Genomic DNA, 13,092 nt, shown 5'->3' with positions numbered 1-13,092 from the left:
CCGCTGCGGGGTTCTCACCGGGCGTCGTCGGGACCGCACCATATCTCAGTGACCGACTTCACCCGACGATGGGCACCGACGATTCGAACCCGACGCTCGTCGTCTACGTGAACTTCCTGTCGGACTCCTCGCAGTACTTCGTCCAGCACAACCTCGAAGACATCGTCCGCGAGTACGTCCTGACGGGCGACCTCAACCTCGAACTGCGGTTCCTCTCGTACAGGCCGGACGCCATCGACACCTACCTCGTCGGCGACGACGAGGGCGAAGCCCGCGCCGCCCGCGCCGCTCACGGCGTCTGGGACGTCGAACCGGAGAACTTCTGGCAGTTCTTCGAGTTCATGTACTGGAACTTCACGACCAAGACGTACACCCACGCTCGGTTGGAGTCTTATATGGACCTCGCGGGTGTCCGAAACATCACGAAAATCGCCAACCGCGCCTACGAAGACCGCTACGACAGCCTCGTCCGCTCGGCGACCGACGAAGCCGTCCGCTACGGCATCTCTGGCGTGCCACGAGTTCGCCTGCTCCGCGACCACAAGGACGCAAACTACGGTGACGTTCTCGTCTGGATTCGGACCCGCTTCGACCGGGTGAACGAGGGTTCGGTCAGCACCCACTCGCTCCTTCCGGGAACGAAGTACGAAACGCCCGTCTACGTCATCGACTCGGTGGAATCCGGCCCGACGGCGTTCGTCGTCGGCGGTATCCACGGTGAAGAGCCCCAGGGCTACCACGCGGCGAACCATATCAGGCATCTCCGGCCGACCGGCGGCAAACTCGTCGTCGTCCCCTACGCGAACGCGCCCGCAATCAGCATCGGGGCCAGATACACTGAAGACGGCGACCTAAACCGGCAGTTCCCCACGGGGGCGCAGCCCATGTCCCGACTCGCGCGGGCGCTCTGGGACGAACTCGTCTCGCACGACCCCGACGTCGTCGTCGACCTCCACAGCTCCAGCGGCATCTACAAGCACGACGGGAGGGTCGGGCAGGCGGTCTTCCCGACCTGGGCGACCCCCGACAACGCTGCAAGTGCGTGCAACTCCGTCAACGAGCAGTACGTCGACCCCTCGGAGTACCCGTCGTACTACGACTTCGACCGCGGGAACTTCCTCGATGGTTCGCGACCGCTGTTCGTCCACAAGGTGTACGGCGACCGCAAACTTCCCGGGTACGTCGTCGAGACGACCCGCAAGGGGACGGCCCTCGAAGACGCCGTGACGTGGGAAGTCGCCGTCGCTCGCGACCTGCTGTGGCAACACGGAGTCTACCACGGGTGAGTCCCATGCACTCGCGCCCATGACGAGCGTTCAAGCAACTTTTGCAACGACAATTCACCGGATTGTCAACTTCAACCGGGAGGTTAATCACAATCAACTGCAAAGAGGCCCATATGACCTACGAAAACTTGGATTCTGACCTCATTAATGCGCTGTTGAAAGACGGGCGGCGCAGTCTCCGGAGCCTCGCCGAAGAGCTCGACGTCTCGGTGACGACCATCTCGAACCACCTTCGAGATCTCGAAGACGAAGGCATCATCGAGGGCTACACGCCGCGTCTCGACTACGACGCGCTCGGCTACGACGTGACCGCGGTCATGCACCTCAAAGTCGAGGGGAGCGCGCTCACGGATGTGACCGACATGCTTGCCAACGAGCCGCAGATGGTCTCTGTGTACGAGGTCACCGGCGACTACGACGTCCTCGCGGTCGGCAAGTTCAAAAACACAGACGACATGAACCGCCAGATCAAGGCGCTTCTGAACGAAGCGCCGATTCGCGAGTCGAACACGAGCGTCGTCCTGAACGCGGTCTCCGAAAACGAGCAGTTCGACCTCGACGCCGGCGACGCGTAGGCTCAGTCGACCCGAAAGTCGAAGCGCGCACCACCCTCGGCTCCTTCCGAGACCGTCACCGTCCAGCCGTGCGCGGCGGCGACCTGCGAAACGATGTTCAGGCCAAAGCCAGTGCCCTCGGAAGACGTGGTGTAGCCGGCTTCGAACACGGTGTCGTGGTCGTCCTCGGGAATGCCGGGGCCGTCGTCTTCGATGGCGAACCCGTCGTCGGTCTCGCTGATAGTGACGGTCACGTCGCCGTTGCCGTCGCCGTCGTCGGAACTGTGCTCGACGGCGTTCCGAAACAGGTTTTCGAGGAGTTGCTGAAGCTGGTCGCGGTCGGCGTCGACGACGGCGTCGGTCTCGACGGTCAGCGTCGCACCGTCGGTCACGACGTTCTGCCAGCACGCCCGTGCGAGGTCGGCCAGCCCGACCGGTTCGACCTCCATGGCGTCGTCGCCCTGGTGGGCGAGTACGAGCAGGTCGCTGATGAGGTCGTCCATGCGGTCCAACGCGCGGTCGATATCGTCGAGGTGGTCGCTGTCACAGTCGTCTTGGAGCATCTCGAGGCGGCCCATGGCAACCTGCAGCGGGTTGCGGAGGTCGTGGCTCACGACGCTCGCAAAGCGGTCGAGCCGTTCGTTCTGTTCGACGAGTTCGGCCTCGCGTTCCTTCTGTTTGCTGATGTCGCGAATCATCGCGACGAACATATTCTCGCCTTCGACGTTGAGTTGGATGAGGTGTATCTCGGTGGGGAACGTCGTCCCGTCGCGTTGTTCGAGTTCTCCCTCGAAGCGGTGTGGCTTGTTGGTCGGCAGCTCCGTCCAGAACTCCCTCGCGCGGTCGGGCTCGGACGAAGGGTCGAGGTCCCAGACGGTCTTGCCGACGAGTTCGGCCTCGCTGTAGCCCAGTTCCTCACACACCCGCTGGTTCACGTCTTGGATAGTTCCGCCGTCGTCGTGCACGATGACGAGGTCCGGCGAGTGCTCGAATAGCGCTTCGAGTCGGGCGGTGTTCGACTGGAGGAGTTCCTCGTAAGTTTTTCGCGGCGTGATGTCGTCTTGGAAGCCGACGAAGAGATCGACGCTCCCGTCGTCGTCGAAAATAGGGGCGATGCGGACGCGATTCCAGAATTCGGTGCCGTCCTTGCGGTAGTTCAAGAGTTCGGTCGTCACGGGTTCGCGCTCGTCGACCGCCGCCCGAAGCTCGTTGACCGCCGCCTCGTCCGTCGCTTCGCCCTGCAGAAACCGACAGTTTCGCCCGAGGGTTTCGTCACGACTGTATCCGGTGATGTTGGTGAATTCGTCGTTGACGTAAACGATGGGGTTGTCGGCTTGGTCGGGGTCCGTGAGGACGACGCCGATCGGTGCCTCGTCTATTGCCCGCTCCCGACGCGACAGTTTCGTTTCGAGTCTGTCGCGTTTCGAGACGCGCGACAGCGTCCAGACGAGCGATCCGTCCGCCGTGCTCGTGAGCGTGTGGTCCACGTCGACGAGGCTCCCGTCCTTCCGCACGAGCGACGACTGTCCCGACCACCGACTCTCGCGCGCTTCGGGGAGTATCGAATCGGAGACCGTCTGCACGTCGTCGTCGGGATAGAACGCTTCCCAGTGGCGACCGAGGAGTTCCTCGCGCTCGTAGCCGAACAGCGCAGTACAGGCCGCGTTCGCGTACTCGATTGTGCCGTCGTCGCCGAGGATGCAGACTGCATCAGTCGCGTTCTCGATGGCCGTCAGTCCCCGAGTGAGAGACTGCGAGGCTCGATACCGCTCGACGGCATTCTCGATGCGGTTGGCGAGGAGTTGATACTGACTCGTGTCGTCGCCTTTCCGGAGGTAGTCGGTCACGCCCGCCGAAATCGCCTCGCTGGCGACTTCCTCGCTGCCGTTCGCGGTGAAGAGAATAACTGGGAGTTCCGGATACTCGGCCCGGACGCTCGCCAGCACGTCGAGGCCGTCGAGGTCGGGCATATCGTAGTCGCAGACGATGCAGTCGAACGTCGGGCCGTCGCGCCGAACCCGGTCGACCGCGACCCGCGGGTCCGTCTCGGTATGGACGGTGATGTGCTCGCGCTCGCGTTCCAGCGCCGCCGCGACGAGCGTCGAGAACTCGGGGTCGTCGTCGACGTGCAAGACGTCGATAGGCGACGACTCCGAGAGCGAACGCGGCGTGTCACGAGGCGAGTCCATTTGTGAGATAAACGTGACCGCACCGCATCATAATGGTTGTTGCTCGCGGGAGGACCGAACGGGGGACAGGCCCCCTCAGTCGTCGAGGTCGTCGATGGTGTAGTACACCTTCACCTTGCCGGGGTTCCCACGGTCGGAGTCGATGGGGACCGTGTTGGTCACCTGCTGTGGGTTGTCGCACGCGAGCGTGATATCGACCGGCTCGCTCCCTTCGTCCGGTGTCCCAGTGAACCAGTCCGAAGGTACCTCTCGTTCCGTGATTTTCGTCACGATGGTCTTCGGTTCCGACCCATTTCGGGGAACTTTGAAGTTGTCAATCGCCACACCGATGTTTCGCGTCGCCCCCGTTGGGAGCCTGAGCGATGTGTGTTCGGACTGCCCGCCGCGGATGTCGTGTTCGATCTCCAGTTCGAGCGCGCCTTCACCCGGACCTTGCCCGCTGACGAACTCGACTTTCTCCGCGCGGACGACGACCTCACACAGGTCGCCGTCGCCGTCGCCCGGACCGCCAGCGATGGCTCCTGTGTGGACCTGTACGTGGTCGGGATTTTCGAGGCTGATGGACTTGATGCCGCCGTAGATTCGGAAGCCGTCTGACTTCCCCCAGACGGTTCCGTTTGCCGTACTCCCGGACACTTGGTCTCCGGGACCTGTGGTGACGGGGAGTCCGCCGAGCCTGCCGCCTGCTTTTTCGATGTCGCCAGTCGCCTGAATCGTGTAGTCGGACTTTCCGGCACCGAGGCCTTCCAGCACGACGTAGTGCTTTGGGTTTGCCATGTCAACAGACCACAAACTGATGTCAACTCGCGACTGGTTAATTGTTATGAATGTTCAACAAGTTCACACAATCGGCGGGTTTGGAACGTGACGTGTTTCGGCCCGAATCGGAGTGCAGTCGGAGAGTCTGTGAGACGGTGGCCACAGCGTTTCCGGCGGACAGCAGTCGATAGAAAAGGGAATGCAGTACGGACCTCTATGCTCAGGCCGAGGAAGAGAATCTGCCAATCATCGCCTGTACCGGTCGGTTTCGAGATATTAGTGCCATTCGCGGGCCCACACGGATTCCCCATCACCGACACCGGTCAGCCGAACTGCGAGCACCACGACGGCGAGAATCCCCGCGTATTCGACCACGCCGGCGACGAGATGCAGGTCCGAGGGGATGTCGACGGTCACGATGAACGGCGGTTGGTTCATCGTCGCGTGGAACAGCGCGACCACCCAGAGATTCCCCGTAAGCGCGTAGACACCGCCGTAGGCGAGTCCGGCCAGAAACAGCCCGAACAGTCGCGTTCCGAGTGCGGCGCTGACGCCGTGGCCCGAGGCGATGAACCACCGAGGCAGGTGGAAGACGGCGAACAACACAGCGACGACCGCGACGCCGCCGATGACCGCGCGACGACTATCGCCGCCGGCCAGCGAAATCGCCTTCTGCTGAAAGTAGCCACGAAACAGGAGTTCCTCCGGGAGCGCCGTGAGCACGAACGAACTCAGAAGCGCAGCGAGATACGGAGCCGGGTGTGCGACGACCCGCGACAGTGCGGGTTCGAAGCCGACGACGCCGGCTGTCGCGAGTCCGGCCGCGGCGACGTTGTACGCCGCCCAGAACGCGGCGACGACGGCGACCGCCGCGCCGAACGCCCGGAGAGACGGGAACAAAGACCGGAGTGCGACGCCCTCAACCCGAAGCGCACCGGCCGCGAGCGCGACGAGGAGGCCGCTCCACGCGAGTCCCAAAAGCGGCGTGGGTGAGCCGTGGGGCGCGGCGAAAAGAAACCCACTCAGCGCGGTGACGAGAAGGAGGTAGGTGACAGTCGGAAGCGACGCGCCGCGGTCGAACGTCGGCGGTGTGAGACGAGTGCGTACCATCGTCCGGACGATTTCACTCGCGTTGGGAAAATGGCTTTTCATTGACTTTTACGACGGCTGACCGCGCTCGGTCAGGTCACCGCTCTGTCCGGAACTCGAACCGCGCACCGCCGTCGGTGCCATCGGACACGTCCACTTGCCAGCCGTGTGCGCTCGCGACGTCGGCGACGATGGACAGTCCGAAGCCGGTTCCCGTCTCGCTGAATGTCACGCCGTGGTCGAACACGTCGGCGCGATGCGACTCGGGGATACCGGTGCCGTCGTCTTCGACGTAGAAGCCCGCACCGTCGTCGAGGGGGCCGACAGTCACCGTGATGTCGCGGCCACCGTGTTCCACCGCGTTCCGAAACAGGTTCTCGAACAGTTGTGTCAGCCGCCCGCGGTCGCCGGCGACGGCGCTGAGGTCGTCAATCGTCGTGAGCGTCGCCGCGTCGGTGTCGACGTAGCCCCACGCCTCGGCCGCGAGCGCCGCGAGGTCGATTTGCGTCGGTTGCTTGATGGTCGTCGCTCCCCGCGAGAGCGTGAGGAGGTCCTCGATGAGTCGCTCCATCCGGCCGTGTGCGGACTCGACTTTCGACAGGTAGCTCGTGTCACCGGTCTCCTGTGCGAGTTCGCGAAAGCCGATGGCGACGGTCAGCGGGTTCCGGAGGTCGTGGGCGACGACGCTCGCGAACGTATCGAGGCGGTCGTTCTGTCGCTGGAGCTTCGCTTCGCGACTCGCGCGGGCGAACGCGGCTTCGACGGTCGCACTCAGGATGCGAAACAGGTCGATGTCAGTGTCGGAGAACGCCGACGCTGACGGCGAGGCGGCGAACATGAGCCCGTACTCGCCCAACGGAATCTGAATTTCGCTTTGAATCTTCGTCTCGGGGTTGTACAGCCCCGACTGGGTGGGCACGTCGTCGTACACCTGCGGTTCGCCCGACTCGAACGTCTGCCACGCCAAGCTCTCGCCGGCAGTTAACCGTGGAATCGGCCCGAAGAGGTCGCGCGCGGCCGCGGTCTCGGTAATCGGCAAGAGCGAGTCGTCCCGCTCGTCGTACTCCCAGACGCCGGCGATTTCGAAGCCGAGGATGTTGCTCGCCGCGTCGACGACGATGTCGCCGATTTCGTCGCTCGTCTGCCCCCGGCTCAGCGCTTGGGCGGTCTCCTGCAGCGCGCGCAGGTCGCGCTCTAACTGCTTTTGCTCGGTGATGTCGTCGAGCACCGCGAGGACACTCGTTATCTCCCCGTCGGCGTCCGAAAGCGGGACAACCGACAGGAGGTGGTCTAACTGCTCACCGTCTTTCGTCTCGCGGCGAACCTCTTTGCCGCGGATTCGCTCGCCTTGGAGCGCCCGCTCTCGGTGGGCCTCGAACTCGACGCCACGGTCGGTGGGGATAATGGGGTTCGGCTCCCCGATGACCTCGTCTTGGGACCAGCCGAACATTTCTTCTGCGCCCCGGTTCCAGAGGACGACGTCGCCGTCAGTGTCGATTTCCATGATGGTGAGCGGTGCGGCTTCGATGAGCGATTCGAGCCGCTGGTTCGTCGTTTCGAGCGCACGCTCCCGCTCGACCTGCGGGGTGACGTTGCGGGCGATGCCGACGATTCTAATGAGCTCGCCATCGACGATCACTGGTGCGAGTCCCGTCTGCCAGAAGCGGGCGTCGACTCCGAGCGGGAGCTCTTCGCGGTACGAAATCGGGGCACATTGTTCGACACAGCGGCGGTAGTTGGCTTCCAACTCTGCCCCACGTTCCTCGCCGAAGGCCTCTCGTGGCGTCTTTCCCCGCACGTCGTCGGTCTTGAGTCCTGTCGTGTTCTCGTAGCCGGTGCTGAGGCGAGCGTATTCGAAGCTCGGGTCGTCACCGGACGTGTCGACGTCGATGAGGAAAATCGCGTCGCCGGACGTGTCGAGGAGGGCTTCGTACTCCTCGGCGAGCGTCTGGTGGACACGCGCCTGCTGGGTGTGTTCGGTGACGTCCTGGAAGACGCCACGGACGACTCGGCCGTCGTGGGGGTCGCTGTCGACTGGATGCCCCCACGCGCGAACGTTGCGAATCTCGCCGTCCGCCCGGACGAGTCGGAGGTCGAGGTCGAACGGCTCACCGTCTTCGACCGCCGCTGCGACGGCCGCCGAAATCCGGTCTCTGTCGTCTGGATGGTAGAAGTCGATGGCGTCGTCGAGTTCCGGCTCGTAGTCCGGGTCGACGCCGTGAAGCCGCTTGATGCCGGCCGACCACTCGAGCGCGCCGGTTGCCGGGACGTACTCCCAGATGCCGATGTTCGCGATGTCCTGGACGCGGTCGAACAGGAACTGCTGGCGTTCGAGTTCGGCCCGGTCGCGGCTCCGCGAGAGCACGGCGCTCACGAGCTCTGACAGAAGTTCGACGAACGTGTGTTCGAGCGTTCCGAACGGCGTCGCCCGCGGCGACGGACTCGAGAAGTTGAGCGTCCCGTAGCGCTCGCCGTCGACGACGAGCGGGACTCCGATGTACGATTCGAGCGCGAATTCTCGATAGGTGGGGTGGTCCGCTTTTCCCGCGGCTGCCGCGTCTGTGAACGCGCACACCTCGTGTTGGCTGACCACCTCCTCGCAGTACGTCGACGCGAGGTCGAAGCGGTCGCCGACGTCGATGCCGGCGTCGGACGGGTGGACCGCCCGAACGGTGTAGTCGTCGCCGTCGATGTGCGAGACGATGCCGATATCGAGCCCGAGCGTGCGACAGCCGACCGCAATCAGGCTCGACAGGCGCTCGTCGGGCGACGGCGTCTCGGCGGCCATCACCGACTGGAGTTCGCGCAGCGCGTCGCGCTCGCGCTCTAACTGCCGCTGGGCGTCGCTCCGTTCGGTCACGTCTCGGGCGACGACGAGCGCGTTAGACTCGCCCGCCCGGCGAAACGGCGTCAGTCGAACGTCGAACGTCCGCGTGCCGCTCCCGTCGGTGAAGTCGACCTGTAAGTCGGCGTCGTACAGCCCCGTCGTCCCCCCGTCGCTTTCGGCGGCGTCGAGCGTGTCTGCGACCGCTCGCACGAACTCGCTCGCGTCATCGTCCGACACGTGCCGGCCGACGACTTCCCGGAGCGACAACCCAACGAGTGACGACGCCCCCGTCGCGCCGAAGAGCCTGGCCGCCGCCGCGTTGGCGAACTGGACGGTCCCGTCGGCGTCGAGAATGAAAACCACGTCGTGAATCTGTTCGAGAATCGTCTCGCTTCGCTCGGCGTCGAGGCGCTGTTCCCGGGTGCGGCCACGGTCGGTAGCGGTCGCCTGCGAGAACATCGTGAGGCCGTCGTCGTCGGGGAACACGCGCAGGTCGACGCCGTGGCCGAACGGCGTGGTACGAGCCCGGTCGACCGAGGTGGTTTCGCCGCGTCGCATCGCCGTTCGGAGCGTGGCTTCGAGTTCGGTCCCACGGAGCGACGGGAACGCTTCCCAGAACCCGTCGCCGGCGAGTTCGTCCGGGTTGCGGCCGAAGCGCTCGGCGAACTGCCGGTTCGTGTACTCGATGCGCCACTCGTCGTCGACGGTGATGACGCCGTCGGTCGTCCGTTCGAGCACGCGGTCGAGTTGTGTCCGCGCCCGTTCGGCGTCGCGTCTCGCCTGTTCGGCGTTCGAGAGCGTCCGAATCCGGCGTGCGAGCAGCGCGAAGTCGTCCCGGTCCGCACGAAGCGGGATGTAGTCCGAGACGCCGGCGTGCGTGGCTTCGTCGTCGAGGCTGCCGTTGCCCTGCCCGGTGAACAGAATCACCGGCAGGTCGGCGTCGCGTTCTCGAATCGCCCGCGTTAGTTGGAGGCCGTCGGACTCGGCGAGTGAGTAGGCGGTCACGACGCAGTCGACCCGTTCGGTCGAGAGTGCGTCGAGCGCGTCCTCGGCCCGCGTCGCGGTGCGGCAGTCGAACCCGAACCCCGTCGCCCGAAGCTTCGTCTCGACCAGCTCCGTGAACTCGACGTCGGCGTTGACGTAGAGAACCCGAATCGGTTCGTTCGATGCGTCGGCGAGGGAGGACATGATGCGTAAACCAATCCTCGGAATTGTGGTAAGCGTTTTCCACGGTGAACCGCCCGACACGAGGGCTGACCGCGGGCCCACCTCGCCCCCTTGCGTGGTGCGACTGTGCGGGAGACGCGTGTCTCATTTTCAGCCCAGACAGTCCGTAGCTGCGCACGCCAGAATACCGGCCCATCAGCGCGTGAAACGAGTGATTATGGCGGTTTCGGGCGTGTTCAAGCTCTCCTTTCCGGGGAGATAGCAGGCTAATACTTTAGCCCGATACCGGGTAGGGTTGACATGACTTCGCGACGTTCGGTGCTGCTCGGGTTCGGGTCGATGCTGACTGCCGGGGGCGCACTCGTGGGGAGCGGTGCATTTGCGACTGTGAGCGCACAGCGGGCGGTCAGCGTGGACACGGCCGGCGACGCGAGCGCGTTTCTCACGCTCACCGGCGACGGCGTCTACGTGACCGACGACTCCGCGACGGGGACGCTCACTATCGACCTCGGCGGCCCCGGTGAGGCGGGTTTCAACCAGCACGCGGTCACCACCGTCACCGACATCGTGACCATCGCCAACAACGCGGCCGACGGGTCCACGACGTACGTCGGCGTCTCGACGGACGCGCCGAGCGCCGACCCCACCGCCGCCCCGAGCGCGACCATCGCGCTCGAAGCCGGGACCGTCACGTTCGCGGTCGGGAGTGCCGCCTCGCCGAGCGTCCAGTCCCTTTCGAGCGGCGAGTCGACCGCGCTCCACGCCACGATTGACACCACCGCGGGCGGGAACGGCTCGCCGACCGGACAACTCACAATCGTCGCGACGAACGAAGCGCCCTCTGGTGACGGTGCCGGTGAGTCCGGGGGTTCGGGCGACGGCTCCGGTGACGCTGGCGGTTCCGATGGCTCCGACGGCTCGACCCCGCCGTCGCCGCCGAGTAACGCGATTCACGTCGCGGCGGACTCGGACACGCCTATCGACGCCAACGGCGCGGTCGTCGTCATCGAAAGCGGCGTCACCCACAGGAGCAACATCAACAACGCGCGCAGTCTCTTCCTCTTGAGCGGGGCGACCGTCACGGAGTCGGTCGGCGTCTCGGAGGACATCGTCCTCCGCTCCGGCGCGAGGTTGAACGGTAACGTCAACGGCGGACAGAACCTCTATCTGCTTTCCGGGTCGCGAGTGAGCGGAAACGTGGGCGTGAGCGGGCAGATATACCTGAAACAGGCGAATCAGATTCAAGGGAACGTCAACTCGGGAACGGTCCGTTTCGCGTACTAAAGCCTACTGGCAGATTCGTAATCGGAGCCCTTATAATTAGAACTCCGTTTTCGAAAGGTGATGACAGCCCCCGACGAATCCGAACGCAGCACGCCATCGCGGCTCGCCCGCGCCCTCTTCGCGAGCGGTCTCGCCGTCCTCGCGATTCGTAACCTGACCGACCTCGACGGCCGCATCGCCTACGCCGAGGCGAAGGGCGTCCCCGAGGCGGACCGACTCGTCCCCGCGGCGAGCGGCCTACTCCTCGGCGGGAGTATCGGTATCGGCCTCTGGAAACTCCCCAAACTCGCCGCCGCGAGCGTCGCGGCGTTCTTCGCCGGCGTCACGCCGACGATGCACGACTTCTGGGCCGTCGACGACGACGCCCGCGACGAGGAACTCACCTCGTTCCTGCAGAACCTGACGCTGTTCGGCGCGGCGGTCGCGTTCTTCAAGCGCGCGTCGAACGAATAACGACACCGACACACGGCCCTCGCTTTTCTGCGGTCACACGTCGATTGCGTCGTCGTCGGCCGCGTCCTCGCGTCTGAGCGTGTACAGATTGAGCAGCCCGACGATAACCCACCCGGCCGCGATGAGCGGTGAGCCATCGACGATCCAGTATACTGCAAAGAGGAACGCGGCGAGGACGAGAAACTGCTGGAGGCGGGTCCGTCGGGACATGAATACAGACGACGCGTCCCGCGGTTGTAATTCTTCCTCGCGGGTACGACACCCCACCGTTTCCAGTATAGTCGTCGGCGACTGCGGCGACGTTCGCGTCAGGGCGAGTCCGCGTTGTCTGCGTCGCCGTCGCGGTCGCCCACGCGTTGGAAGCCGACGAAGCATTCGAGCGCGCCGTCGTCGTCCCGAACCGGATGGATGTCGAGACGGTTCCAGAAGGGCTCGCCGTCGACGTCGTAGTTGCGAATCTCGGTCGAAATCGACTCGCCGGCGTCGAGCGCGGCCCGAATCTCGGCGACCGTCTCGGGGTCCGTCTCGAGACCTTGGAGGAACCGACAGTTGCGACCCGTCACCGACTCGGCGTCGTAGCCCGTGAGCGCCTCGAACGCCTCGTTACAGTAGACGATCGGATTGTCGTCCTGCGAGGGGTCGGTGACGACGATGCCGACGTCGAGGGCGTCGAGCACCCGGTTTTTCAGTTCGACCTCCGCGCGCAACGCGTCGACCTCGGTGAGTTCCTGGACGATACAGACGTGTCCGCCGTCGTCCATCTGGGTCAACACGAGGCGCTCGGGAACCGCTTCGCCGTCTTTGGTGACGCCGGTCGAAAAGCCGCGCCACGACCCCTCGGCTTCGAGTTGCGGGAGGATTTCCTCGTGGAAGCGCCGGGCCTCGTCGTCCGGGTAGAGGATGTCCCAATGCTCCCCGATGAGTTCGGTCCGGTCGCGGTCGTAGAGCGCGGCGTACGCCTCGTTCATGTACTGGTAGACGCCGTCGCCGTCGATGATACCGATGCCTTCCTCGGCGGACTCGATGGCGAGAAAGCCGCGTCGCATGTGCGTCTCGGCCCAGTACTTCTCGACGAGGTTCGAGACTTTGTTCGCCAACACGGGGTACTCCTCGGGGCCGCCCTTCTGGAGATACTCGTCGACGCCGGCGGAGATGGCGCGGCTGGCGATCTCCTCGCTTCCCTTGCCGGTGAAGAGGACGAAGGGAATCTCGATGCCCTGCTCGCGCGCCGCCGTGAGCAGTTCGAGTCCGTCCATTCCCGGCATGTCGTAGTCGCTCACGACGCAGTCGTACCCGCCGTCAGTGAGCTCGTCGAGCGCCGGCTCCGGGTCGGTGTACGTCGCCGTCTCGGCGTCGGCGAGTTCGCGTTCGAGGAACGTCGCGGACAGCTCCACCATCGGCTTGTCGTCGTCCACCAACAGGATTCGCATCGCACGTTGCTCCGTGCTGAACGGCGCGATATCGTGGAGCAGGGACACGTCCAT

General features: G+C 64.7%; 10 protein-coding genes. 4 read left to right on the top strand and 6 right to left on the bottom strand.

Going from position 1 to position 13,092, the window contains the following annotated elements; genetic code table 11:
- Positions 1–68: 68 nt before the first annotated feature.
- Positions 69–1,286, top strand: coding sequence for a succinylglutamate desuccinylase/aspartoacylase family protein (locus C5B90_RS12005; protein WP_233511981.1), 1,218 nt, complete (start codon positions 69–71; stop codon positions 1,284–1,286).
- A 113-nt stretch (positions 1,287–1,399) separates the two neighbouring features.
- Entirely contained in the window at positions 1,400–1,861 is a 462-nt protein-coding gene (gene lrp, locus C5B90_RS12000) for an HTH-type transcriptional regulator Lrp (RefSeq protein WP_115881729.1), read from the top strand.
- A gap of 2 nt (positions 1,862–1,863) precedes the next feature.
- Here the strand turns inward: lrp and C5B90_RS11995 are convergent, their stop codons facing one another.
- From C5B90_RS11995 to C5B90_RS11980, 4 genes are all read right to left on the bottom strand, one after another.
- The gene (locus C5B90_RS11995; protein WP_115881727.1) at positions 1,864–4,029 is read right to left on the bottom strand and encodes a PAS domain S-box protein; all 2,166 of its coding nucleotides are present in this window, start codon (positions 4,027–4,029) and stop codon (positions 1,864–1,866) included.
- Positions 4,030–4,104: 75 nt separating this feature from the next.
- Positions 4,105–4,806: a hypothetical protein gene (locus C5B90_RS11990; RefSeq protein ID WP_115881725.1), complete on the bottom strand. Its 702-nt coding sequence runs from the start codon at positions 4,804–4,806 to the stop codon at positions 4,105–4,107.
- A gap of 258 nt (positions 4,807–5,064) precedes the next feature.
- Positions 5,065–5,898: a CPBP family intramembrane glutamic endopeptidase gene (locus C5B90_RS11985; RefSeq protein WP_115881723.1), complete on the bottom strand. Its 834-nt coding sequence runs from the start codon at positions 5,896–5,898 to the stop codon at positions 5,065–5,067.
- 76 nt (positions 5,899–5,974) lie between these two features.
- On the bottom strand, positions 5,975–9,892 hold the full coding sequence (locus tag C5B90_RS11980; protein WP_115881721.1) for a PAS domain S-box protein: 3,918 nt from the start codon (positions 9,890–9,892) through the stop codon (positions 5,975–5,977).
- Positions 9,893–10,171: 279 nt separating this feature from the next.
- Here C5B90_RS11980 and C5B90_RS20840 point away from each other — a divergent pair, with 279 nt between their 5' ends.
- Positions 10,172–11,155, top strand: coding sequence for a hypothetical protein (locus tag C5B90_RS20840; protein WP_199517484.1), 984 nt, complete (start codon positions 10,172–10,174; stop codon positions 11,153–11,155).
- A gap of 60 nt (positions 11,156–11,215) precedes the next feature.
- The gene (locus tag C5B90_RS11970) at positions 11,216–11,608 is read left to right on the top strand and encodes a DoxX family membrane protein (RefSeq protein WP_058566541.1); all 393 of its coding nucleotides are present in this window, start codon (positions 11,216–11,218) and stop codon (positions 11,606–11,608) included.
- A 33-nt stretch (positions 11,609–11,641) separates the two neighbouring features.
- On the opposite strand, the gene C5B90_RS20835 is transcribed toward C5B90_RS11970, so the two are convergent.
- Positions 11,642–11,818 (bottom strand): hypothetical protein, encoded by a 177-nt coding sequence (locus tag C5B90_RS20835; protein WP_199517483.1) that lies wholly within the window; start codon positions 11,816–11,818, stop codon positions 11,642–11,644.
- Between the two features lie 98 nt (positions 11,819–11,916).
- On the bottom strand, positions 11,917–13,092 hold the full coding sequence (locus C5B90_RS11965; protein WP_115881719.1) for a PAS domain-containing protein: 1,176 nt from the start codon (positions 13,090–13,092) through the stop codon (positions 11,917–11,919).

The sequence above is a fragment of the Haloferax sp. Atlit-12N genome, from assembly GCF_003383095.1.
In the GTDB taxonomy this organism is placed as follows: Archaea; Halobacteriota; Halobacteria; order Halobacteriales; family Haloferacaceae; genus Haloferax.
The sequence above is the reverse complement of the archived record's forward strand: the minus strand, read 5'-3'. Positions and strand labels throughout refer to the sequence as shown.

Coding starts and splice junctions, on each gene's coding strand:
- C5B90_RS11980 (WP_115881721.1), bottom strand. CDS start 9,892: ATGTCCTCCCTCGCCGACGCATCGAACGAACCGATTCGGGTTCTCTAC.
- C5B90_RS11990 (WP_115881725.1), bottom strand. CDS start 4,806: ATGGCAAACCCAAAGCACTACGTCGTGCTGGAAGGCCTCGGTGCCGGA.
- C5B90_RS12005 (WP_233511981.1), top strand. CDS start 69: ATGGGCACCGACGATTCGAACCCGACGCTCGTCGTCTACGTGAACTTC.
- lrp (WP_115881729.1), top strand. CDS start 1,400: ATGACCTACGAAAACTTGGATTCTGACCTCATTAATGCGCTGTTGAAA.
- C5B90_RS11965 (WP_115881719.1), bottom strand. CDS start 13,092: ATGGACGTGTCCCTGCTCCACGATATCGCGCCGTTCAGCACGGAGCAA.
- C5B90_RS11985 (WP_115881723.1), bottom strand. CDS start 5,898: ATGGTACGCACTCGTCTCACACCGCCGACGTTCGACCGCGGCGCGTCG.
- C5B90_RS20840 (WP_199517484.1), top strand. CDS start 10,172: ATGACTTCGCGACGTTCGGTGCTGCTCGGGTTCGGGTCGATGCTGACT.
- C5B90_RS11995 (WP_115881727.1), bottom strand. CDS start 4,029: ATGGACTCGCCTCGTGACACGCCGCGTTCGCTCTCGGAGTCGTCGCCT.
- C5B90_RS11970 (WP_058566541.1), top strand. CDS start 11,216: ATGACAGCCCCCGACGAATCCGAACGCAGCACGCCATCGCGGCTCGCC.
- C5B90_RS20835 (WP_199517483.1), bottom strand. CDS start 11,818: ATGTCCCGACGGACCCGCCTCCAGCAGTTTCTCGTCCTCGCCGCGTTC.